Here is a 23,509-nt window from a genome sequence, read left to right on the forward strand (position 1 = left end):
AATAGCCCAAACTGTGGGAGAAGAAAAGAGGGAAATTGTATGAACAGGATCTATCAGGTCATTTGGAATCGGGCACGGGGAATGTATATGGTGGTGTCCGAACTGGCTAAAAGCCGGTCCAAGGGCAGCGGGGCCGGGGGTAAACGGAGCAAACTGTTCCAGCCCGCAGCGGTTCTGGCTGTACTGCTGACCTTTGGCGTAGGAGGAAACGCCTGGGCAGCCGTCACTATAGGGACAACAGATCCAGGAGTCTCGGCCACCGTGTATACCACCGATGAAGTGTACACCAAGATTGAAGTGAATGCAGAACTGGAGAAAAAAGCAGATCTTAATACGGACGGGAAAGTTGCTGCTGCTGTCAAAGCGGACACTGCGGATATCGCTACCAATGCCACTAACGATGGCAATGGAAAAAATATTGCAGATACCTATGCTACCCAGGAAAGTGTAAATGCGGCATTGGAAAAAAAGGCAGATGTTAATGAGGACGGGAAAGTTGACGCTGCTGTCAAAGCGGATACCGCCACTACGGCAACCAATGCCACCAATGCCACCAACGATGGAGAGGGAAACAACATTGCAGCTACCTATGCCACCAAGACGGCACTGGCGGGTAAGCAGGACAAGATTGCAGATTCTCTGACGATTGATGGTGCTACTGGGTCAACCATTATCAATAACAATACTATAAAAGTTCAAGATGATGTTAACACCTGGCATTCCACTACCATCACCAGTAGTTCCATTGATTTTGGCAGCGGCGCTACTACCATTAGTGAAGACTTTATTGGAACGACCAGCCTCTCTGCCAGTAAACTCACAATGGATACGGAATCGAATCCATCGATTACACTATACTATCAGAGAGGAAACTATACTACTACCATTGATGCAACGCAAATAAAAACTTCTACCCTCACCGGCACCTCCGGGGTTAATGACGGCAGCCTTAAAGCCGGCACTTACGTTGCGACCACAAGTACCGTAGGCCAGAACCTGAATGCCCTGGATACCGCAGTGGGGAACGAGAAAACCGCCCGCATCGCTGCTGATACTGCCCTGGCCGGTGCCGTAAATGGCGGGATGGTCATTGGCAGTGACAATGTCCTAATGAAAAACAGCACTGCTGTCAATGCAGAAACTGGCGCAGTGACCAATAGCCAAACGGCAGTGGATACCCTGATTATCAACCAAGGAAAGGATAACCAGGTGACCATTGATGAACACGGCATCAAGGTGGGTACGAACAGCTCCCTGATGGATGACGACGGTATTTATACCGGCGGCGATTCCTACAACGACGCCAAAGCAGCCCTTAAAGCCACCGGGGAAATCAAAGGGGCGGACGGCAAATTCACGGTAGATGCCGAGGGCAGCCTGACCGCAGTTTCTGGTACCATCGGTACAGTGAATGTAGCAACTGACGGTACGGTGACCGGTGTCAAAGACCTTACGGCCAGCGGCACCCTAACCAGCGGAGACACCAATTCCAGCAACTATACGACCATTAGCGCGGGCAGTACCCACTCCGAAAATGAGAAGATTGATAGCGGCACGCTTTATACCAGCGAAGCCACTTTTGATGAAAAGGGCAGCACCGTAAAGGTGAAAGATGACATAGCCAAAGGCTCCAGTACGTTGACCGCGGGACAACTGGAAAATGTCGTCAGCAGCAACGATGAGAAGACGAAATCCACCTTCCGGCAAACCACGGGTCAGATTTTGGCGGAGGTGACAGCTGGCACCAATACAACCAGCAGTACCCAGACCGCGCAGGATATTACCAATCAGGCAGCCACTGGTACCATCACCAATAACGCCAAGAACCTGGTGAATACAGCTGCCGATGGCATTACGCATACGGCTGGTACGAGCATCCTGGACGTGGTAGGGAATACGACGGTGACTACGACTACAGAGGGTACGACTTTTGAAAACACAGGTCACAGCACGGCTTTGGAAGGCGGTTCGCTTACGAAGACGACGATTTCCGGGAATACCCTCCAAACGGGCAAAGCAACCATGGACTATGCGGAGGTCATGAAAGACCTGGGGGTCCGGGGCAGTGCCGCCATCGACCAGAACCTGACAGTAAAAGGTGCTTCGGACTTGCAAGGCAGCGTTACGGTAGGCAAAGAGCTGGAGGTGAAAGGCAATACCAAGCTGGACGGTACCTTGGAAGTGGCCCAAGCAGCTTCCTTCAAGGATATCGTCACGCTGGAAAAAGACCTGAAGGTGGGCGGCAATGCTTCCATAGCCGGCGAAGTATCGGCCAGTTCCTATAAGATTGGGGACAAGACCTACATTGACAAGAACGGCATCAACGCCAATGACCAGAAAATCACCAATGTGGCACCGGGAGAACTGGCCCCGGACAGCAAGGATGCGGTAAACGGCAGCCAGCTGTATAGCACTAACCAGCGAGTGGACAGGCTGGACAGCCGGGTGGACAAGGTGGGGGCCAGCGCAGCGGCCCTGGCTAACCTCCATCCCCTGGATTTCGATGAAGACTCCAAAGTCAGCGTGGCCGCCGCGGTAGGGAACTATGGCAGCGCAGCCGCCGGTGCCCTGGGCGTATTCTACCGGCCTACTGACCGGGTAATGCTTAATGTCTCTTCCAGTTTTGGCAATGGCGAAAACCTGGTAGGCGGCGGGGTAACCTTTAAACTGGGCCGGAGCAGCAAACGGCTGGAGCAGGCTGAAAATACCAATGCCGCTTTGGCGAAACAGGTGAATGAACTCCAGGCACGGCTGGACGCTCTCTTGGGGGCACTGAATCCCCATATGAGCAGGGAATTTCCGGATGTGCCGGCCAACCATTGGGCTTATGAGGCGGTCAGTAAACTGGCCGAGAAAGGTATCCTCAAAGGGGAGGCAGACGGCAAATATCATGGTGACCGGACCCTGACCCGCTACGAAATGGCGGAAATCATCTATAACGCCCTGAGCAAAGGGGCCAAGGCCGAAGTCAAACTGGTGCAGGAATTCCGGCCGGAACTCCAGGCCCTGGCGGCTAAGAGACAGGCGTAACCCACTAGCTGAAGTAAATAAAACCTGAATACCCTTGCAAATTCACCCTGGCAATCCAGCCAGGGTGAATTTGTGTTACGCAGCGGCAGAAGGCCTGTAAGCTTGTCTTCAGCTATTTTTACTGGACCTGCAAAGCATAGGACGAAACAGAAAAATAGGTTTCTTTGGTTGACAGGTTTGCTGACACTAACTATAATTTAAAAGCGAATGCAAATTATTTGCAAGTAAGGAGCTGAAAGACTTGAAAAAATGGATTGTTTTGTTATTGCTGTTTTTTTGTTTTTGGGGCAGTGCAGAAGCGGCAGGGCACATTGTGGGTGTATCTTATGGAGTCAACCAGAAAGGGCAGCTAAGGGTTGTGATTGAATCGGATGAGCCGCTTCCTTACAAGACAAAAATCTTGGAAGGAGAGGCCCATATTTTTATTAATGGCATACTGGAACCCTCAATCGCTCCCATCTACCAGCCGCGTGAATCCACTCACGTAAGGACGGTCCGTTTGCAAAAGACGCCAAAAGGGACGTTAATTCATATCCATACGGATGAAAACCCAACCCGGGCGGATTTTAAGATATTTGCTTTGAAGGCCGATGCGGAAACAAAACGGCCGCCGCGCATTGTAATCGACGTGGCGCCTGTATTCGAGCGAGAATACAGGGTAGGGGGCGGACTCAAAGGGAAACGGATTACGCTAGACCCTGGTCATGGGGGTTCCGATCCTGGGACCCATGGCCTTGAAAGCGGGCTCAAGGAAAAGGAAGTAACCCTGCCTCTTGCCCTTCGGGTAAAGAAGCTCCTTGAACAGAAGGGAGCAACGGTCTATTTAACGCGATATAGTGACCGCGATGTTTTTGGACCTACGGCTACGGATCAGCAGGAACTCCAGGCCCGCGTTGATGTGGCCGAAAAGACCCGTTCTGACCTGTTTCTCAGTATTCATTGCAATGCGAGTACGAATCGCAGTGTTGGAGGCTATTCCACGTATTATACGCCCAAGACACCCTATGATAAGAACTTTGCCTATGACCTACAGACTGAGTTAATGAAAACGGCTGCTGTGACGGATCGAGGCATCTTTGCTTCCCGGCTGTACGTCAATCGCAAATCTTCAATGCCCAGTGCTTTGGTGGAATGCCTGTTTATGACGAATAAAAGGGAGGAACAGCTGCTGCTCTCCGAGCATTTCCTGGATAAAATTGCAGAGGCTATTGCGCGGGGAATTGAAAAATTTGAGGAGGCTGGAGTGTAGGCAATTGGCGGAGAAAATATGCTGGCCCGCTAAAGAACGGACTCCATTGCTTTTTATGATTACTTTTTCCTATCATGGATAATTCTCAATAGGTATTTGTTATTTTCCCTTACCCTGACTATAATTGTTGTAGGAAAAACATACTTGTTTTCCGGGTATTTAGTTTGACTTTTTTTGGGAGGGGTTATTATGTGGAAAAAATTGATGGCCGTTCTGGTCTGTTGTTTGGCCCTTGTGGTGGGCGCCTGCGGAGAAACGGCTTCTACGGCAGCACCGGCTGGCGGCAATAAGGCGGCAGCTGCAGCGGACAGCAGTGCCGCAGCTGAGGGCAAAACCTTGGTAGTCTATTTCTCCAATACGGGAAATACCAAAAAGGTGGCGGAAGCTCTTGCCCAGGAAACCGGCGGCACCCTGTATGCTATCGAAGCGGCCCAGCCGTATACGGCGGCCGATTTGGACTATAACAACAACGATAGCCGGAGCGTAAAGGAACATAAGGATCCGTCCATCCGTCCTGCCATTAAAGGGGATGTGGCTGACTGGGGTTCTTATAAGACCGTTTATATTGGCTATCCCATCTGGTGGGGACAGGCTCCCAATATTCTCTACACCTTTGTAGAAAACCATAATTTCGACGGCAAGAAAGTGATTCCTTTTGCTACTTCCTACAGCAGCTCTTTTGGCAGCAGCGGCTCCAACCTGGCCAAAGCAGCAAAAACCGGCAATTGGCAGGAAGGCAAACGCTTTGCCGGCGGCGCTGGTGCAGCTGAAGTAAAGGATTGGCTGAAAAAATAAGCTTTGTCTAAGGGCACCCACGGCAGTGAGTGTCCTTTCTTTCTGCCCGGCTGCCAGCAAAAGGGGCTTCTTTTTTTCCCAGGTTTCGGTATAATAAAGAGTAATATTCTTACCAAAGAAACCCAATTTACAATCAGGAGGATTATGGATATGCACAATAAATGGCTCCGCAGATTTTTGAAGCTGCTGCTTTTTTTGGTCTGCCTGGCAGGTTTGGGCGCTGCCTTTTGGCAGTTAGCCCCCAGCTACGCCAAGGCCCCTGTGCTCCAAGCTCTGCGCTGGGGCCAGGAGAAAGCCATCCACTACGATTTGATTTCCGGTTCGGAGGTGACCAATATCCGGCAGGTAATGACTGCGGATCCTTCCACCAGCCGGACCATTATGTGGCAGTCTTCCTTTGCCCAGGAAAACCCCGTGGTGGAATACCGGGTAAAGGGCCAAAATGACTCCCAGACGGTTTCTGCAGCAGAGGAGAAGTTCACCGATGGGGGCAAGGAAACCTACATCCATACGGCGTATTTGACCAAGCTGAAGCCGGGAACGGACTACGAATACCGGATCCGCTATGCCAAGAAGGCAGGAAACTGGCTGGCACTTCATACGTTTAAGGGCAATGATTTTAAGGCGCTGGTATTCCCGGACTCCCAGTCCAGCGATTACAGTGTCTGGAAGGAAACGGCTATGCCCGCCTGGGAACGGAACCAGGATGCCCAGTTCTTCATCAACATGGGGGACCTGGTGGACAATGGGGAGGATGCTTCCCAGTGGAATGCCTGGTTTGACGTGGTGGAACCCATGGCGGAAAAGATTCCGGTGGCGCCTCTTATGGGCAACCACGAAACCTATAACCTGGACTGGAAGGTTCGCCGGCCGGAAGCCTATATGAAACTGTTCTCCCTGCCGGCCAATGGGTACAAGGCCTATCCCAACCGGTTTTATTCCTTCAATGTGGGAGATGTGCACTTTGTGGTGCTGGATACCCAAACCCAGGAAATGGCCGATTTTGAGCCCAGTCTTTTGGCGGATGAAATGGCCTGGTTCAAGGCAGATATGGCCAAAAACCAGAAAAAGTGGAATGTGGTGCTGATGCATAAGGATCCCCTGCAATACGCCTTTAATCCGGAAACCCGGCCCGGCGCCGACCGGAAAGAGGGCTTTTCGGAAGAAGGCCGGCAGTGGATGCCCCTGTTTGACCAGTACCATATTGACCTGGTACTGTCCGCCCATCTGCACACCTACCGGAACCGGGGCATTATCCAGAACTTCCAGCGGGCGCCCCAGGGGCCGTTATACATTATTACCGGCGTGGCCGGCAATGTGCGGTATCCTTCCCTGTGGGCCCGGCATAGCCTGGATGTGATGGTGGCACCGCAGCCGGAGACGGATAACTATCTGGTGCTGGAGAAGCAGGACAATATGCTGCGGATTCGCTGCTACCTGCCCAATGGCACGCTGCTTGATACGGCAACGGTGGTCAAGTAAAACTGAACAAAGTATACAAAATTATGAAAACTTGTCACGAAAATGTGACAAGTTTTTCTTTACAGAATGGACAGAATGCAGTAAAATACTACTATTATTGAGAATTCTGCTCCCTGTGGGGCAGAAGGCAGAAGGAGGTTGTTGCCTTGAAGCTATCATTCACAAAGATGCATGGCTGTGGAAACGACTATGTGTATGTGAATTGTATGGAAAAGATGCTGCCGCAGCCGGGGAAAATTTCGGAGCTGGTGAGCCATCGCCGTTTTGGGGTTGGTTCCGATGGTCTGATCTGCATTTGCCCGTCTGAGAAGGCGGATTTCCGTATGCGTATGTTCAATGCCGATGCCTCAGAAGGCAAGATGTGCGGCAATGGCAGCCGCTGTGTGGCCAAATTTGTTTATGACAAGGGTTTGACCAAAAAGGATACCATTACCCTGGAAACCCTGGCCGGGATCAAAACCATCCATATGACGGTCCAGAACGGCAAGGTGACGGAGGCCGAAGTGGCCATGGGCAAGGCCGAAACAAGAACGCAGCTGATTCCTATGCAATGGGACGCAGAGACCTGCATCAACCAAGGGGTGACTTTCACCCGGCCGGATGGCAGTACCTTCCAGGTACAGGGAACGGCGGTATCCATGGGCAATCCCCATTTTGTCCTGTTTGTGGACGAGGTGGAAACGGCTCCGGTGGAAGAAGTGGGCCGCATCATTGAAACCTCTCCGGTCTTTCCGGAACAGGTCAATGTGGAGTTTGTCCAGGTAATCGATGCCAACCACGTGAAATTCCGGGTTTGGGAGCGGGGCAGCGGGGAAACCTGGGCCTGCGGAACCGGCGCCTGCGCAGTAGGCTATACGGTGCTTACCCTGGGCAAAGCCGGCAAACCAGGAGAATTCGTCAAGGTGGAAGCCAAAGGCGGTATGCTCCAGGTGAAGGTCCAGCCCGATGGGGAGATTATCCTGAAGGGACCGGCCACCACTGTTTTTGAGGGAGAAATGGAACTTCCCGATAACTTGGATTGACTTTACCCCATTGCTAATTTAAAATAAACATATAAGAGCGCTCAGCACATAAAGGAGATTACTATGGCTTTAGTAAATGGCAATTATGCAAAATTAAAGGACAGCTATTTGTTTTCTGATATTGCAGCACGGGTAGCTGCTTTCACCAAAGCCCATCCCGAAAAGAAATTGATTAAAATGGGCATTGGCGATGTTACCCTGCCGCTGGCTCCTGTAGTTGTGGATGCGATGACCAAGGCTGTCCAGGAAATGGGCAAGAAAGAAACCTTCCGGGGTTATGGCCCTGAACAAGGTTACGATTTCCTGCATGAAGCCATTGTTGCCTACTACGCTCGTCATGGAGTGGAACTGGACAGCAAGGAAATTTTCATCAGCGATGGTGCCAAAAGCGACTGCGGCAATATGACCGACCTGTTTGACGACAGCAACGTAATCCTGGTTCCGGATCCGGTTTATCCCGTTTATGTGGATACCAACCTGATGCGCGGCCGCAAGATTTTGTACATGAACGGCACTCCGGAGAACGGCTTCCTGCCCATGCCGGACTTTGATGTAAAAGCCGATATTGTATACCTGTGTTCTCCCAACAACCCCACCGGTGCCGTTTACACCCGGGACCAGCTGGCAGTTTGGGTAGAATACGCCAAGAAGTATGATGCCATTCTGCTGTACGATGCAGCTTACGAAGCGTTTATTACGGATGAGAACATCCCCCGCTCTATTTACGAGGTTCCCGGCGCCAAGGATTATGCCATTGAAATCTGCTCCTTCTCCAAGACGGCAGGCTTTACCGGCACCCGCTGCGGCTACACCGTAGTTCCCCTGGGCCTGAAACGGAAATCTCCGGAAGGCAAGGAAATGAGCCTGAACAAAATGTGGCTGCGCCGGCAGACCACCAAGTTCAATGGGGTCAACTACATTGTACAACGGGGTGCAGAAGCTGCCATGTCTCCGGAAGGGGAAAAGGAATGCGGCGAAATGCTGGCTTACTACCGTGAAAATGCCCGCATGATCATGGAAACCTTTGACAAGAAAGGCTACAAGTATTTCGGCGGCAAGTATTCTCCTTACGTTTGGATGCAATGTCCCAACCATATGGGCAGCTGGGAATATTTTGACCACCTGCTCAATGACCTGGCCATTGTAGGCACTCCCGGCGCTGGTTTCGGCACCATGGGGGAAGGTTACCTGCGTCTCAGCGCTTTCGGTACCCATGAGGGCACCAAGGAAGCCATGGAACGGATTGAGAAAGACAGCATTTAAAATTGTTTTTTACCAACCAGAGTCAATTCTTAAAAACAGGAAAGGGTGTTTGCGTATGAAGAAATTAGCATTAGCATTGACCGCCGTTTTGTCCATGGGTTTGGCAAGTATGGGTTTTGCCAGCCCCGCCAGTGACCTGTTGAATCAGGAAGAAAAGACCGTTACCCAAGTAGTGAACCTGCTGCAGGGCCAAGGCGAACTGGCTGATGTATCCAAGAACTTTACCCCAGAATTGCAAAAGAACTTTAACGATAAGGCTCTCAGCAATATGCAAAAGGGCGTTACCGACCAACTGGGCAAAGTCAGCGATGCTACCCTGGTACGGCTGGACAAGTTCCCGGATGCAGACCGTCTGATCTACTTGGGCAAAGCAAGAAAATCCCCGAATGTGCAATTGACTTTCCTCTTTGTGACCAAAGACAAGAAAGCTTTGCTCCAGGGCGTTAACGTGACTCCGGTAGAAATCAAAACGGAAAATACCCAGGATAAGGCAGCTGCTGCCAAATAAGTTTCTTGGGAAATTATCCAAAAGGCTTGCAACAAAAAATTCCTGACCCTACGGGGCCAGGAATTTTTTTGTCTGTGGTATTTAGTTTTTCAGATACTTGGTGAAGAATTGGGTGAGTTTGCCCCAGGGAATCAGGTCCACCTTATCGTACAGGTCCACATGGCCGGCGCCCTTTACGTAGTACATACAGTTCCTTGGGTTCTGCTGCCCGGCGGTAGGCGTCTTCGCTGAATTCCTTGGAATGGGCCTGGTCGCCGGTAATAAACAGCATGGGCCGGGGAGAGATGGTCTCGATATCTTCAAAGGGATAGAAGTTCATAAACTTTACGTTGCTGACCAGGGTCGGATGGGTGGTATGTTCCGGATTTTCTCCCGGCGTAGTGTAGGAGCCCCGGGTGGTGCGGTAGAAATCATAGAATTCCTTTTGGATGGGGTTGGTGCTGCTGTCAATGGCGTGGGTGGTGCCGCTGGTATATTTTACGGGAGCTCCGTCAGCTTCTGCCCAGCGTTCCTGGGCGGCCTGTTCCAGAATGGCCTTGCGCTGTTCCACGGTCTGGGATTTGTTCAGGCCCCAGCGGTTGGCGTTGCCCATATTGTACATGCTTACGGTGGCTACGGCCTTCATCCGGGGATCAAGCTTGGCGGCGCTGATGACGAAACTGCCGCTGCCGCAGATGCCCAGAACCCCGATCTTATCCCGGTTGACAAAATTCTGCTTGCCCAGGTAATCCACGGCGGCACTGAAATCTTCGGCGTAGACATCGGGGTTTACGCTGTTCCGGGGTTGGCCTTCGCTTTCGCCCCAGTAGGACAGGTCAATGGCCAGGGTTACAAAGCCCTTTTCCGCCAGCTTTTGGGCGTACAGGTCGGAGCTTTGCTCCTTTACGGCGCCCATGGGATGGCCCACAATAATGGCCGGAAGTTTTTCTGCCTTTTTCAGGTCTTTGGGTACAAACAGGCTGCCGGCTACCTTCATATCATACAGGTTCTTAAAAGAAACCGTCTGTTTGGTCACCTGGCTGCTCTTGTAAAAGTTGTCAGGATGGCCGGCGGTATCGGTGGGAGCCGGGGTAGTGGCCGGCAGGGGAGCGAAGAAATCAGCTGCCTGGGCTTTTCCCGTATAGCCTACTGCTGAAAAGACGCTGCTGCACAGCAGCAGGGATACCATTATTTTTTTTGCTTTGGACATCATAATACATTTCCTCCTTTTTGCAGTACAGAAATTGGGGTACCGGATTGGCTGGTACGCCAGAAAATAAACAGGGCACTGACAGCAGCAAAGAAAACGCCGCCGCTTAAAACGAAACTGGTTCCATAGCGGTCAATCAGCTGGCCGCAGAGCAGGCTGGCAGCCATGGTGCCCAAATTGGCGGCTGTCAGGAACAGTCCGTTGGCAAAGGCCGCAGCTTCCGGGGCCGCAGTGGTCAGCCAGTACTGGTTCATGTTGGCATTGATGCCGCCCAGAATTCCCCAAAGAAGAATTACCAGAGCGGTAAAGCTGGCGGAAGTGCCGGCCAAGCTCAGCAGCCCATACAGGGCGGCCAGCACAAAGGGAAAGGCTTGGACCGAAGAGCGGGGAAAGCGGATCAGGAGGCCGCCGGAAATATAGCTGCCCACCACATTGGCCAGCCCATAGAGCAGCAGCAGCAGACTGACGTTTTGGGGGTTCAGGCCGGTGACCCGGTCCAGATAATCTGCCAGGTAGCTGAAGACACCGAAGACGGCTCCGTTCATAAATACCACGGCCAAAATGGCCTGCCAAACTACGGGCTTTTTCAGTACGGCCAGCTGGCTGCCATAGCTCAGAACCTGATGCACAGGCAGGGAGGGCACCCAAAGCAGGGTTGCCAGGAAGGCCAGGGCTGTTACTGCTGCGAAAAACAGCAGGGACGCTTCTAAAGAAAATTGGGCGGCCAGAAAGTTGCTGACGGGAACGCCTACCACCATGCCGGCGGCGGTGCCAATCATTACCTTGCCCACGGCTTTGGGGCCCTCACCAGCGGGTGCCTCCTGGGCGGCTGCGGCAAAGGCCAGGGAGCAGTACACCGGATGAAAGAAGGCGGGAATGATCCGGGCGGCCAAAAGTACGGCAAAACTGTCGGTAAAAGCAGAAAGCAGGTTGCATACGGCGAAAAGCCCCAGCACAAAAAGCATGACGGTTTTCCGGTTGAAGCGGGAAAACAGCAGGGGCATAACGGGCCCGGCCCCGGCAACTACCAGGGCGAACAAGCTGACCAAAAGGCCTGCCTGGGAGATGGGAACGGAAAAGCGTTCAGCCACAGCGGGCAGAATGCCAATGACTCCCATTTCCGTATTCAAGATGCCGAATACGCCTATGGCTAAAATAAAGAGAAATAAACGCAGGTTTTTCATAGACTCTCCTTTCTGCAAACAGTATAAACTAGGAAAAGATGAATAACAAATACCTATATACTTTTATAAATTATGCTTTAAGAGCATAAAAATAAAGAAAGCCGCTTCAGGCCCAAATTGGGCTTTAGAAGCGGTATTCTTTTGATAGGAGCAGTTAGATGTAAAAACGGGAAAAGCCCCTGAGAATGGAAAAGAACCCGGCAGAAGGTGTGTTCTGTCGGGTTCTTGCTCTTGTTGCTTATTTGACGGTCTTCAGCTCCGTCCAGTAATGGTCGTACATGGTAATGGCATCTCCAATATCGTGGAGCCATTCTCCTTTGGAGAAGTTGTCCGCTGCGGTTTGCAGCATGGGATCCTCCAGGAATTCCTTGGAGTGGAATTCCCGGGCTTTCACGTTGGGGTCGTTGTAGCCGATGTATTCGTAGTTCTGGGCGCTGACCTTGGGGTCATACAGGAAGTTGATGAATTTCTCCGCCAGTTCCTTGTGTTTGGCCCCTTTGGGAATGGCCAGGGCATCGGCCCAGACAGTGGTGCCTTCCTTGGGAATCACAAAGCCCAGGTTGGGGTTGTCCAGATGGCTGAAGTAGGCATCGCCGGACCACATGGTTCCAATCCAGCCTTCTTCGGCAATGAATTTCTGCTTCAGGCTGTCCGTATCATAGGCCAGTACCCCGGGGGCCAGGGCTTTCAAGTCCTCGAAAGACTTTTTCACCTGTTCCGGATCCGTGGAATTGTAGGAATAGCCGTTTTTCTTCAGCCCCATGCCCAGTACTTCCCGGCTGTCGTTCAGAAGAATGACACGGCCTTTGTACTTGGGGTCCCACAGGTCATTCCAGGAGGTGGGCGGGGTCTTGATGTACTTCTTGTTGTACACAATGCCCGTCATGCCCCAGGTATAGACCACGGAATATTCCTGGTTGGGGTCAAATTCCGGGTGCTGCAGCTCGGGGGTCAGGTTTTGGATGTTGGGCATGGCTGCCTTATCCAGCTTTTCCAGCATACCCAGCTTGATCATGGTGGAAACCATGTAGTCCGAGGGCTGGATCAGGTCATACTGGGCGCCGCCGGCCTGGAGTTTGGCCAGCAGTTCTTCGTTGTTGGAGAACACGTCGTAGTTGACCTTGCAGTTATATTCCTTTTCAAATTCCTTGATCAGGGCGGGATCGTAGATATCCGCCCAGCTGTACAGGTTCAGCACTTCCTTATCGCTGTCCTTGTCACTGCCGCAGCCGGTACTGAAAAGGGCGGTGAGAAGGGTCAGACAGACCAAAAAGAAAATCTTAATTTTTTTCATGGCTCAGTCCTTTCTGGAAGAATGATACCCCTGCTTTTGCAGCAGTTGGGAAACAACCACCAGGGAAATGGTGATCAGCATCATGCAGGTGGAAAGGGCGTTGATCTGAGGCGAAATTCCCCGTTTTACCATGGCGTAAATGTACAGGGGAAGGGTGGTGGAGTTGGGCCCGGCCACAAAGAAGCTGATGACAAAGTCATCAATGGACAGGGTAAAGGCCATCAGGGCTCCTGCCACAATGCCCGGAAGGATCATGGGGAAGGTCACATACCGGAAAGCCTGCCAGGGAGTGGCGTACAGATCGCTGGCCGCTTCTTCCAGGTCCTGCCGGCAGCCTTCCAGCCGGGCTCCTACGGTGATAATCACGAAGGACAGGCAGAAGGTAATGTGGGCAATGGTCAGGGTGATTTTGCCCAAAGGAATGCCGGCCTGGGAGAACAGCACCAAAAGGGACAGGCCCATAACGATTTCCGGAATCAGGATGGGCAGGTACAGCAGGCTGTTCATGGCAGCCTTGTACTTGTACTGGTACCGGTGAAGGGCCAGGGCGGCCATGGTACCCATAATGGTGGTAACTACCGTAGTAATGGAAGCAATAATCAAGCTGTTGCCCAGGGCGGACAGCACTTGGTCATCGTGGAGCAGGGAAATGTACCATTTCAGGGTAAAGCCCGTCCACACAGCGTTGATTCGGGATTCATTGAAGGAATACAGGGACAAAATCACCAGGGGCAGGTACAGAAACGCCAAAACCCCCAGGGAATAGGCAACCAAAGTAGCACTACGCCAGCTTTTCTGCATGGTGATGGCCTCCCTTCTGGGCCTGGAGGGCCTTATAGTAAAGCACAATGAGCAGCAGGGCCAAAATGGCCAAGATAATGGACAAGCTGGAGCCGAAAGGCCAATCCCGGGCGGCCAGGAACTGGTCCTGGATGACGTTGCCGATCAGGGCGCTTTTGGCGCCGCCCATTACATCGGGCACTACAAACATGCCCAGGGAAGAAATGAATACCAGGATGGAGCCGGCGGCTACCCCCGGCATGGTCAGGGGCAGGGTTACTTTACGGAAAGCTGTAAAGGGTTTGGCGCCCAGGTCACTGGCAGCTTCCAGAAGCCGTTTGTCCATCTGTTCCAGGGAAACGTAGATGGGAAGAATCATAAACGGCAGCAGGGCGTAGACCATGCCCAGCATCACTGCATAATCGTTGTACAAAAGAATCATGGGTACTTCAATGACGCCCAAATGGAGCAGGAAGGTGTTCACCAGGCCTTGGGCCCGGAGAATAATTACCCAGGCGTAGGACCGGATTAGGAAGTTGATCCAGAAAGGAATCATCACCAGGATAATCCCCATCTGCTGCCACCGCTTGGGCATGATCATGGCAATGGTGTAGGCAATGGGATAGCCCAGGGCAAAGGTAAACAGCGTGGTCACCACTGCGGTAAACAGGGTGGAAGCGAAAATTTGAATGTAAAGAGGCTCAAAAAAACGCACGTAGTTGTTCAGGGTCCAATGAAAAATCACCTGTCCGTAGGTGGAACGGGAGGCAAAGGATACTGCAACCACAATCAAAAGGGGCAGCGCAAAAAAGATTGTCAGCCACCCCATGGAAGGCAATACCAGCCATTTTCCCCGCTTCATTTCGTCACCCGAACGCTGTCCTTGGCGTTCCACCGGATTCCTACCCGATCATCCGGTTCCCAGCGCTTGTGGTCATCATAGTATTGATAGGCAGTGACCAACTCATTGGAATTGTCCAGACGGATGAACACCTTGTCAAAGGTGCCGCAGAACAGGATTTCCACCACGGTGCCGTAATAGAAGGAACCGGGTTTGTCCGGGTCTTCGTCTTCTTCCTTGGTAACGATGACGAATTCCGGCCGCACGGAAATCAGATGGTCCTCATCTCCCTCAATGTCAAAGAAGTTGTTTTCGCCAATAAAGCTGGCGGCAAACTTGCTTTTGGGAGCCTGGTAAATCCGGGTGGGGGGATCGTCCTGCTCAATCCGCCCGCCGTTGACGATAATAACACGGTCGCTCATGGTCAGGGCTTCTTCCTGATCATGGGTTACATAGATGAAAGTGATGCCCAGGCCGCGTTGGAGATTTTTCAAATCCAGCTGCATTTTTTTCCGCAGCTTATAGTCCAGGGCGCCCAGGGGTTCGTCCAAAAGCAGTACCTTGGGGTTGTTCACCAGAGCCCGGGCGATGGCCACCCGCTGCTGCTGGCCGCCGCTCATCTGCTGGGGCTTTCGGTAGCGAAGGTTCTCCAATTGGGTCAGGTACAGCACCTGGTCGATGCGTTCCTGCTGTTCTTCCTTGGGGACCTTCTTCATCATCAGGCCAAAGCGGATGTTGTCCTCCACGGTCATGTGGGGGAACAGGGCGTAATGCTGGAAGACCATATTGACATTGCGTTTATAGGGTGCCAGTTTTGTTACATCTTCGTCATCCAGATAAATATGACCGGTACTGGGAGTTTCCAGTCCGGCAATCATACGCAGAATGGTAGTTTTACCACAGCCGGACGGTCCCAGCAGGGTAACGAATTCTCCGTCGTATATGGTCAAATCCAGCGGCGGAATAATCACGTTGTTCTCAAATTCCTTGGTGATACCCACCAGGCGAATCATTTCTTTCATCTCTCAGTTGTCACGACCTTTCTTATTTTAAACAATACGCACATTATAGCATGTTTGCCCCTGCGATAACAGAAAAGAAAGGCAAGAAAAACCCATTTTTTTGTAAAATTTTCCCGGATTTTGCTACCTTTGAAACGATATTCGAAAAACGGTTCATGTTACGGAAAAGATTGCAGGAATTTCATAGGAGGCTAACGAATATGTTTCTATGAAATACAGTTTAGATATGAAGCAGAAAGCAGCCAAAATGGGAAAGCCGGATTTTAGGTCCGGGAGAGGAGGTACAGCATGACTACGGTGACAGCATCGGAGATTGCCCTTCCGCGGGATTTGATCCAGTTTGTGTTTGAAGCTGCCTATATCCAGCGCTGGAATGACCACATTCGTCCCCAGGGCTTTACAGAGCTTGACAAGCAGGCCCACAAGATGATGATTGCCTATATTCTGGCCCGGTACGAGGAGCAGGATCATCACGCCCAATTGGATTGGCAGGTGCTGATTGAGGGAGGTATTTTTGAATTCCTCCACCGGATTGTTTTGACGGACATCAAGCCCCCGGTTTTTCACGAATTGATGCGCAAAAGTGGTCCCCGTCTGAATGGGTGGGTCTATAAGGAACTGGCCAGGAGGGTTCCCTCGTTGGCAGGGTCTGCCTTTATGGACCGGCTGCAGGCGTACCTGGATGGCAATGACCATCCCCTGGAAAAGCAGCTGCTCCGGGCAGCCCATTATTTGGCCACGGAATGGGAATTCCGGATTATCTATCATATGAATCAGGGAATCTTTGGGGTGGAGGAAATCAAAACCGCCATTGCCGACGAAATTGAGGAACACACCAATTTGGCCGGGGTACAGAAGATTGCCATGAACGGGAAAACCCGGAAATTTGTGGACCTGATTGGGAAGCTTCGCTTCCAGAAACGCTGGTCCCAGTCCCCTCGGATGCCGGAAACCTCCGTTATGGGGCATGTGCTGGTGGTTGCCATTATGGGGTACTTCTGTGCCCAGTATATGGGAGCCTGCCCTGCCCGGGTGGTCAACGATTTTCTGGCCGGTCTTTGGCATGACCTGCCGGAGGTGCTGACCCGGGATATCATTTCGCCCATCAAACGTTCCATTGAAGGCCTGGATGAACTGATCAAGGAAATTGAGCAGCGGCAGATGGAAGAAATCCTGCTGCCCCTTTTGCCGGCAGCGTGGCATAAGGATATCCTCAACTTCACGGTCAATGAGTTCCGGAACCGGATTTGGGACGGGGGAGAAATGATTCTCCTGTCGGGGGATATCCCTGCCCAGTATAATGCAGACCGCTATAGCCCGGTGGATGGGGAAGTGCTCAAGGGCTGTGACCATCTGGCTGCCTTTATGGAGGCCTGGCTCAGCGTCCAATGCGGCATTTCTTCCGTTCATCTGACCCGTGTCATTGACGAATTGCCCCGTCAGTATAAAGGTAAAATTGTAGGGGGAATCCCGTTTGGCCGCATCTATCAACAGTTTATGGAGGATGACCCGGCTTCTGGAAAAGGCTGGATTGTTCAATGAATACAAAATTGTATACAAAATACATAAAAATAAACTGTTATTTCTGAATCATGCTATAATGTGCATGTAAGGGTTCACTAGATAATATTTTAGGAGGCGTTACAAATGAGTTTATTTGAAATGGCAAAGATCCCGATGGAAGAAGCTAGCAAGCTGATCAACTTGGATCCCAACGCTGAGGCTGTTATTTCTCAACCTGAACGTACTCTGGAAGTTAGCATCCCTGTAAAGATGGATGATGGCACTGTGAAGGTATTCACTGGCTACCGTTCTCAGAACAGCACCATCCTGGGACCTGCTAAAGGCGGCGTTCGGTACCATCAGAACGTGTCCATGGATGAAGTTAAAACTCTGGGTTTCTGGATGACCACCAAATGCGCAATTGCTGGTCTGCCTTATGGCGGCGGCAAAGGCGGCATTATCGTTGATCCTTCCAAGCTGTCCAAAGGGGAATTGGAACGCTTGACTCGTGGCTGGATCGACAAGATTGCTCCGGTAATCGGCGAAAAGAAAGATATCCCTGCTCCTGATGTTAACACCAATGCCCAAATCATGGCTTGGATGTGCGATGAATTCTCCAAGATCAGCGGCTCCTACGAACCGGGCTTTATCACTGGTAAAGCAGTTTGCATGGGCGGCTCCCTGGGCAGAACTTCCGCTACCGGCCGCGGCGTAATCACTGCAGCTCTGGAAGCTCTGAAAGTAGCTGGCAAGGATCCTAAGAAATCCACCCTGGCTATCCAAGGTTTCGGTAATGTAGGCAGCTGGACCGCTAAATGCGCTCATGATGCCGGCCTGAAGATTGTTGCTTTGAGCGACATCAGCGGCGGCCTGTATGACGAAAATGGCCTGGATCCCTACAAACTGGAAGAATACGCTAAGACCAATGGCGGCGTAATCAAAGGCTATCCTGGTGCAAAAGCCATCACCAACGAAGAAGTTCTGGAACAAAAAGTTACCGTTCTGATTCCGGCTGCTCTGGAACTGCAGATCACCGGCAAGAATGCTGACAAGATCCAAGCTGAAATCATCGTTGAAGCTGCTAACGGCCCGACCGATGCAGATGCTGATAAGATTCTGCAAAAGAGAGGCATCCCCGTTGTTCCTGATGTTCTGGCCAACGGCGGCGGCGTAACTGTTTCTTACTTCGAATGGGTACAAAACCTGTACAGATACTTCTGGACTGAAGAAGAAGTAGTTGAAAGACAGGAAAAAATGATGGTTAAAGCCTTCAAGAACGTTTACGATGCTGCTAAGAAGTACAACACCACCATGCGTGTTGGCGCTTACATCGTAGCCCTGAATGCTTTGGCTGAACCCATGAAGCTGAGAGGCATTATCTAAGCGAACCCTACAATCGGCTCACTGTACTGGGAAAGTACACAAAGCTCCAGGCAAGCAATTGCCTGGAGCTTTTCGTCTGTCTGGATAGGAAGGTCCGTATTTGCCTAGCCGTTTTCCAGCGGCTGGGGCAGCGGGAGCTTGTTCCAGAAGAACGAAGACGGGTATTGCAGCTTAAATAAGGCTTGCAATTTGCCGGGGAACATCGTATAATGTATACAAAATTATTCGACAACTTCATCTGATCCTTATTGGCATGGAAATGGTTTCCCCTGTTTCTGTCCGTCCGTAAGGCCTGAATGCATACCAAAAGGTATGGCAGTCAGGCCTTTTTTATTTGCCCAAAGGGCGGGGCTACAGGGTATTGCAGACTTGGGAGGGAAAATCATGAACAAAAATCAACCCATTGGTGTTATCGATTCCGGCGTAGGCGGCTTGACCGTCCTGAAATGGCTGAAGGCCAAAATGCCCCACGAAGACTTTATTTTTATTGGGGATACGGCCCGGACGCCTTACGGCAACCGGTCCCGGGAAGAAATTACTCGCTTTGTAGGGGATATGACGGCGTATTTAAATGAATGCCGGATCAAACAGTTGGTGGTAGCCTGCAACACCATTACGGTGCTGGGTACGGATACCATTCGGGGGGATTATGATTTCACGGTGATTGGCATGGATAAGGGCGGCCAATTGGTCCCTTCCCTGACCAAGAATAAACGGGTGGGCTTTTTTGCCACGGATTTTACCGTGTCCACCGGTGCCCATAAAAAGGCCATTCAGGCAGTGGATCCAAGCATTCAGGTGTTTGGCCAGGGTTGCCCCAAGTTTGTACCCTTGATTGAAGGGGAACGTTTTGGCAGCCCGGAGCTGAAGGCGGCCATCAAGGAATATGCCGATAAACTGCGGCAGCACCAGGTGGATACGGTGCTGCTGTCCTGCACCCATTATCCTTTTGTCCGGCAGGAAATTGAAGAGGAGTTTGGACCGTCAGTGACGGTTGTGGACCCGGCCGAGCAGACCACCCTGAACGCCATAGCGGACCTGGAAGCCCGGGGACTTGCCAAAACTGCCGGCGAAGGCAGTGTGGACATCTGCTTTACAGCGGACCTGGAGCGGGGACGCCGGCTGGCAGCCCGGATGCTGGATCCCAAGGACTGCCGTTTCCACCTCATTGACCTGAAAGCGGAACCAAGCATAAGCGCAGCAGTCTGAACCAAAAAATCCCTTCTCTCGCAGAACCCGTGAGAGAAGGGATTTTTCTTGTCAGATCAACGCTTTTTTCCAGGTGCCCTGGTGCCAGCGCCAGAAGAACACCAGTCCCCGGGTACATTCGTCCAGGGCCATGGCCAGCCAAATGCCGGCCAGTCCCCACAGCAGGTGGACGCCGAAGAACCAGCCGCCCAGTACGGAAAAGGACCACATGAAGATGATGCCGATGGTAATGGGGGCCTTTACGTCCCCGGCAGCATTCAGGGCCATAACCATGCACATATTCACGGCCCGGCCAATTTCCAGGAAGATGTCGATGAAAAGAATCACCTTCCCCAAGGCGTGGACTTCTGGATCATTGGTAAAGACGGAGAAAATCAGGTCGCTGTGGAAGTAGACCAAAATCGCCAGGGAGCCAGAAAGCAGCATGGAAACGAAGATGGTGAATTTTACCCGCTGGTCCACTTCCCGGTTGTTGTCCGCCCCTTTAAAGTAGCTGACCAGAATTTGGGTGGCCATAGCCAGGGATTGGGAGTACAGGTAGCTGATCATGGCAATGATGTAGGCATATACCTTGGTAGTGATTACCGCAATGCCAAACAGATTCACAAAGGTCATCAGGGTCGTCTGGGACAACTGGTAGGAGAAGGTTTCTCCTGCCGAGGGAATTCCCAGATACAGGAGCTTGGACAGTTCCTTTTTGGGGAAAGGCCGCAAATGGGAAAGGGACAGGCGGATGGGGGTCTTTTTCCGGCACAGGTACAGCACCAGCACAAGGCCCAGGGTTTTGGCCGTATTGGTGGAAATGCATACTCCCAGGACGCCCAGGGAAGGAATGGGGCCCAACCCGTGAATCAGCACCATATTGCCGCAGATGTTCAGGATGTTCATGACGGCGGAGCAGAGCATAGTTTCCCGCAGCAGGGAAAAGCCCCGGAGAAAAGAGATAAAGGCGGTGTAGGCGCTTTGGATAATGATAAAAAGCCCAATCCAGCGCAGATACAGGGTGGCATCCGGGTAAATTTCCAGGGGTACCCCCAAAAGCTGCAGGAAAAAGCGGGGAAACAGGAAAAGAATCAGGCTGATTAGGGTGCCCAGCGTCAGGTTCAGGGCCAGGGATACGGAGCAGACCCGGCTGGCCTGGCTCAGATTGCCGGCACCTCGGTAGTGGGCAATCAAAATGGTGGCCGCCTGGGAGAGCACGGATAGGGTCAAAATAATCATATTGATGATCATGTTGTCGTTGCCTACCGCTGCTACAGCATCCTGGGAATAGTGGCTCAGCATGAATTGGTCCATGTTGGGCACCAGCATCTGCAGACCGATTTCAATGAAAATAGGCAGGGACATGGCAAACACGGTCCATTTACTTTTGTATTCCTGTGGTGTTGTCATACTAGCCTCCAAAAAATAACTTCCTTGTTATCCTAGCACAGGGGGGAAAGAGTAACAAGGTTTCCAAAAAAGTTACGAATAGTGCCTTATTTCTGATAGAAATTTGCAGGAAACGGCGCATTCTTCCCGAAAATGTTTTAGTATAGACAGTTTGTTTCGGCTGCTTCCTCTGGCGGGTACCAGAGCCCAGGGCAGGAAACAGAAGGGAAGTGAAAGCCAGCATGGAAAATAGGGAAAGACGCGAAAAGATTCTTGGTTTGCTGCAGCAGGCGGAGAATCCGTTGACCGGTACGGACCTGGCCAGGGAATGTAAGGTCAGCCGTCAAATTATTGTAGGAGACATTGCCCTCCTGCGGGCTGGAGGAGTTTCGGTAATTTCTACCCCCAGGGGCTACCAGCTGACCACGCCTCAGCCGGCCGGAGTGCAGGAATCCTTTTTGTGCTGCCATGGCAAGGAGCAGGTGGCTGCAGAGCTGAATGCCATTGTGGACAATGGAGGAATTGTCCACAACGTGATGATTGAACATGAGGTCTACGGCTATATGGAGGCCCAGTTAAATCTCCATTCCCGCCGGGATGTGGCTCTGTACATCAAACGGATGGAAGAAACCAAGGCACCGCTCTTGGCCAGTCTGTCAGGAGGCGTACATTCCCATCTGGTGGAAACCGCCACGCAAGAAGAAATGGAAGCCGTGCACCAGGCTTTGCAGGAATTGGGCGTGCTGTATAATCCCAAATAAAATGCTCCCCAGGGGCGCATAAAAAAATTGCTGCCTTTGGGGGCAGCAATTTTTGTTGGGCAGGGAACCTGGGGGTTGAACAGCAGTTTCTAAAAATCATACAAAACCATATAAACATGATTATTTTGTACAAAATTCGAACAATATAATTGCATTTTGTAATATAATAGTATTAATAATTTACAGAATGGAGGTGATGCTGTGATTGTCTCTAAAACCTTTACGCTTGAAACACGACTCAATCAAAATGATAATGCTGATCTAATTAAATACGTCAAGGAGTATAATGCTCTCTATGGCAGAATGTTACGCTTTGCGTGGCATCGTTATAACAATGGCGGCAAGTTCTCTGTAAAGAAAAGCCAGTTCAATACGCTTTTACAAATACAATTTGGAGTAAACAAGCGTTTTGCTAATTCAGTTATCTCTGAAGTCGAGGGTTTATATCGAGCCTTATATCAATTGAAATGGCATGAGTATAATCAGTTGAATAGCAAAATTGCGAAACTCTACAGCGAGCGGAAGAAACTTTGTGAAAAAGTATTTGCCTTGAAAGAAAAAGCTCGAAACAATCAGTTGTCACCTTCTGCTTTGAGATATTATCGCAGGCAAAAAGAGAAAATCTTTTACACGGGTCAAAAGATTAACCGCCTCAAACAAAAGCAGGCTAACCTGCTGAAAGAGCTTCAGAGCAAAGATTTGCATCTCTGCTTTGGCTCAAAGAAGCTGTTTTATGCACAGCATAATCTTGAAAACAATAATCTGACAAGTCATAAGGTCTGGCTGGAACATTTCCGTGAGCAGAGAGATAATCGTTCCTTGTATATCGGAGCGAAGGATGAATTTCGCTGTAATCAGATACTGCAACTAACACCAATGGTACACTCGGGTAAAGGTAATCGTTTCGTTATTCAGCTGCGTAAGAACACAAAAGCTCGGGAGTACGTTTATGGAGCTTGTATTTTTAAGTATATGAGCAGCTTGCTAGCAAAAACCATTGTACAGAAAAGCCATGGCGTTAGCTATCGTATCGTATTCCGTGGCAGCAAGTGTTATCTGCAAGCTATGGTAACGTTCGATATAGATACCGACAGCTACAGGACCCGAAAAACGTATGGAACGATTGGCTTGGATTACAATGATGGCTTTATCGAACTTGCCGAGACCAATGAAACGGGAAATCTTGTCGGGCTAAAACACTATGATTTGCATTATCATGGTATGGGAAATAGAGCAAAGTCCGAAATTCGAGAGGTAACCTCTAAGATTGTAAACTACGCAATATCTGTCGGGAAAGACATTGTTATTGAGGATTTAGACTTTAAAGGATCTAAGGCAGAAATCACCAAAGCAAAGTCAGACCAGGGCAAGGCGTACAATAAAATGATTCACGCCTTTGACTATTCGAGATATAAGGAAACTTTCGAAAATTGTTGTTTTAGACGAAATGTTAATTTGATTCAAGTCAATCCTGCGTATACGAGCAAGATTGCAAAGCAAAAGTATTGTGACAAAAAGAAACTCGTTATTCACCAAGGAGCAAGTTATGTTATTGCTCGTAGAGGTCAGGGCTTCGCAGATGAATATATAAGCAAAAAGAAGTCCTCATAAACAAAAACTTCC

At 50.8% G+C, this 23,509-nt stretch carries 18 protein-coding genes and 1 pseudogene; 12 read left to right on the plus strand and 7 right to left on the minus strand.

Features of this window, described 5'->3' with window-relative positions; genetic code table 11:
• Positions 1-39 precede the first annotated feature (39 nt).
• From C7E10_RS08600 to C7E10_RS08630, 7 genes are all read left to right on the plus strand, one after another.
• Entirely contained in the window at positions 40-3,030 is a 2,991-nt protein-coding gene (locus C7E10_RS08600; protein WP_105326894.1) for an ESPR-type extended signal peptide-containing protein, read from the plus strand.
• A 241-nt stretch (positions 3,031-3,271) separates the two neighbouring features.
• A complete protein-coding gene (locus C7E10_RS08605; RefSeq protein ID WP_105326895.1) occupies positions 3,272-4,279 on the plus strand; it encodes an N-acetylmuramoyl-L-alanine amidase family protein in 1,008 nt (335 codons plus the stop codon).
• Positions 4,280-4,468: 189 nt separating this feature from the next.
• Positions 4,469-5,074 (plus strand): flavodoxin, encoded by a 606-nt coding sequence (locus C7E10_RS08610; RefSeq protein WP_105326896.1) that lies wholly within the window; start codon positions 4,469-4,471, stop codon positions 5,072-5,074.
• 150 nt (positions 5,075-5,224) lie between these two features.
• Complete coding sequence (locus tag C7E10_RS08615; protein ID WP_199614808.1) at positions 5,225-6,556, plus strand: purple acid phosphatase family protein; 1,332 nt, start codon at positions 5,225-5,227, stop codon at positions 6,554-6,556.
• Positions 6,557-6,702: 146 nt separating this feature from the next.
• Positions 6,703-7,578 (plus strand): diaminopimelate epimerase, encoded by an 876-nt coding sequence (gene dapF, locus C7E10_RS08620; RefSeq protein ID WP_105326898.1) that lies wholly within the window; start codon positions 6,703-6,705, stop codon positions 7,576-7,578.
• A 63-nt stretch (positions 7,579-7,641) separates the two neighbouring features.
• Entirely contained in the window at positions 7,642-8,841 is a 1,200-nt protein-coding gene (locus tag C7E10_RS08625; protein WP_105326899.1) for an LL-diaminopimelate aminotransferase, read from the plus strand.
• A gap of 55 nt (positions 8,842-8,896) precedes the next feature.
• Complete coding sequence (locus C7E10_RS08630; protein WP_146109056.1) at positions 8,897-9,349, plus strand: hypothetical protein; 453 nt, start codon at positions 8,897-8,899, stop codon at positions 9,347-9,349.
• A gap of 81 nt (positions 9,350-9,430) precedes the next feature.
• Here the strand turns inward: C7E10_RS08630 and C7E10_RS08635 are convergent.
• The 6 genes and pseudogenes from C7E10_RS08635 to C7E10_RS08660 all read right to left on the minus strand — a co-directional run bounded on the left by C7E10_RS08635 (position 9,431) and on the right by C7E10_RS08660 (position 15,659).
• A pseudogene (locus tag C7E10_RS08635) lies at positions 9,431-10,517 on the minus strand (alpha/beta hydrolase).
• A gap of 20 nt (positions 10,518-10,537) precedes the next feature.
• On the minus strand, positions 10,538-11,722 hold the full coding sequence (locus C7E10_RS08640) for an MFS transporter (protein ID WP_105326901.1): 1,185 nt from the start codon (positions 11,720-11,722) through the stop codon (positions 10,538-10,540).
• A gap of 238 nt (positions 11,723-11,960) precedes the next feature.
• Positions 11,961-13,016 carry an ABC transporter substrate-binding protein gene (locus C7E10_RS08645; protein WP_105326902.1) on the minus strand — a complete coding sequence of 352 codons (1,056 nt, stop codon included), beginning with the start codon at positions 13,014-13,016 and terminating at the stop codon, positions 11,961-11,963.
• Positions 13,017-13,019: 3 nt separating this feature from the next.
• A complete protein-coding gene (locus C7E10_RS08650; RefSeq protein WP_105326903.1) occupies positions 13,020-13,817 on the minus strand; it encodes an ABC transporter permease in 798 nt (265 codons plus the stop codon).
• On the minus strand, positions 13,798-14,658 hold the full coding sequence (locus tag C7E10_RS08655) for an ABC transporter permease (RefSeq protein ID WP_105326904.1): 861 nt from the start codon (positions 14,656-14,658) through the stop codon (positions 13,798-13,800). The genes C7E10_RS08650 and C7E10_RS08655 overlap by 20 nt, the downstream gene beginning before the upstream one ends.
• Positions 14,655-15,659, minus strand: coding sequence for an ABC transporter ATP-binding protein (locus tag C7E10_RS08660; RefSeq protein ID WP_105326905.1), 1,005 nt, complete (start codon positions 15,657-15,659; stop codon positions 14,655-14,657). Before C7E10_RS08660 ends, C7E10_RS08655 begins: the two co-directional genes overlap by 4 nt.
• Before the next feature lie 288 nt (positions 15,660-15,947).
• Between C7E10_RS08660 and C7E10_RS08665 the strand changes: the two genes are divergently transcribed.
• The 3 genes from C7E10_RS08665 (at position 15,948) to murI (ending at position 19,754) form a co-directional block, all read left to right on the plus strand.
• The gene (locus C7E10_RS08665; protein WP_234997691.1) at positions 15,948-17,201 is read left to right on the plus strand and encodes an HD domain-containing protein; all 1,254 of its coding nucleotides are present in this window, start codon (positions 15,948-15,950) and stop codon (positions 17,199-17,201) included.
• Positions 17,202-17,306: 105 nt separating this feature from the next.
• Positions 17,307-18,545 carry a Glu/Leu/Phe/Val family dehydrogenase gene (locus C7E10_RS08670; RefSeq protein WP_105326906.1) on the plus strand — a complete coding sequence of 413 codons (1,239 nt, stop codon included), beginning with the start codon at positions 17,307-17,309 and terminating at the stop codon, positions 18,543-18,545.
• A 384-nt stretch (positions 18,546-18,929) separates the two neighbouring features.
• Positions 18,930-19,754, plus strand: coding sequence for a glutamate racemase (gene murI, locus C7E10_RS08675; protein ID WP_105326907.1), 825 nt, complete (start codon positions 18,930-18,932; stop codon positions 19,752-19,754).
• 51 nt (positions 19,755-19,805) lie between these two features.
• Here the strand turns inward: murI and C7E10_RS08680 are convergent, their stop codons facing one another.
• Positions 19,806-21,146: an MATE family efflux transporter gene (locus tag C7E10_RS08680; protein ID WP_105326908.1), complete on the minus strand. Its 1,341-nt coding sequence runs from the start codon at positions 21,144-21,146 to the stop codon at positions 19,806-19,808.
• A 221-nt stretch (positions 21,147-21,367) separates the two neighbouring features.
• Here C7E10_RS08680 and C7E10_RS08685 point away from each other — a divergent pair, with 221 nt between their 5' ends.
• Positions 21,368-21,886, plus strand: coding sequence for a transcription repressor NadR (locus tag C7E10_RS08685; RefSeq protein WP_105327430.1), 519 nt, complete (start codon positions 21,368-21,370; stop codon positions 21,884-21,886).
• A gap of 201 nt (positions 21,887-22,087) precedes the next feature.
• Complete coding sequence (locus C7E10_RS08690; protein WP_105326909.1) at positions 22,088-23,497, plus strand: IS200/IS605 family accessory protein TnpB-related protein; 1,410 nt, start codon at positions 22,088-22,090, stop codon at positions 23,495-23,497.
• The last annotated feature ends 12 nt before the right edge of the window (positions 23,498-23,509 follow it).

The sequence above is a fragment of the Acidaminococcus hominis genome (assembly GCF_900291475.1).
GTDB lineage: Bacteria > Bacillota > Negativicutes > Acidaminococcales > Acidaminococcaceae > Acidaminococcus > Acidaminococcus hominis.

Coding starts and splice junctions, on each gene's coding strand:
- C7E10_RS08600 (WP_105326894.1), top strand. CDS start 40: ATGAACAGGATCTATCAGGTCATTTGGAATCGGGCACGGGGAATGTAT.
- C7E10_RS08610 (WP_105326896.1), top strand. CDS start 4,469: ATGTGGAAAAAATTGATGGCCGTTCTGGTCTGTTGTTTGGCCCTTGTG.
- C7E10_RS08615 (WP_199614808.1), top strand. CDS start 5,225: ATGCACAATAAATGGCTCCGCAGATTTTTGAAGCTGCTGCTTTTTTTG.
- C7E10_RS08625 (WP_105326899.1), top strand. CDS start 7,642: ATGGCTTTAGTAAATGGCAATTATGCAAAATTAAAGGACAGCTATTTG.
- C7E10_RS08630 (WP_146109056.1), top strand. CDS start 8,897: ATGAAGAAATTAGCATTAGCATTGACCGCCGTTTTGTCCATGGGTTTG.
- C7E10_RS08640 (WP_105326901.1), bottom strand. CDS start 11,722: ATGAAAAACCTGCGTTTATTTCTCTTTATTTTAGCCATAGGCGTATTC.
- C7E10_RS08645 (WP_105326902.1), bottom strand. CDS start 13,016: ATGAAAAAAATTAAGATTTTCTTTTTGGTCTGTCTGACCCTTCTCACC.
- C7E10_RS08650 (WP_105326903.1), bottom strand. CDS start 13,817: ATGCAGAAAAGCTGGCGTAGTGCTACTTTGGTTGCCTATTCCCTGGGG.
- C7E10_RS08655 (WP_105326904.1), bottom strand. CDS start 14,658: ATGAAGCGGGGAAAATGGCTGGTATTGCCTTCCATGGGGTGGCTGACA.
- C7E10_RS08660 (WP_105326905.1), bottom strand. CDS start 15,659: ATGAAAGAAATGATTCGCCTGGTGGGTATCACCAAGGAATTTGAGAAC.
- C7E10_RS08665 (WP_234997691.1), top strand. CDS start 15,948: ATGACTACGGTGACAGCATCGGAGATTGCCCTTCCGCGGGATTTGATC.
- C7E10_RS08670 (WP_105326906.1), top strand. CDS start 17,307: ATGAGTTTATTTGAAATGGCAAAGATCCCGATGGAAGAAGCTAGCAAG.
- murI (WP_105326907.1), top strand. CDS start 18,930: ATGAACAAAAATCAACCCATTGGTGTTATCGATTCCGGCGTAGGCGGC.
- C7E10_RS08680 (WP_105326908.1), bottom strand. CDS start 21,146: ATGACAACACCACAGGAATACAAAAGTAAATGGACCGTGTTTGCCATG.
- C7E10_RS08685 (WP_105327430.1), top strand. CDS start 21,368: ATGGAAAATAGGGAAAGACGCGAAAAGATTCTTGGTTTGCTGCAGCAG.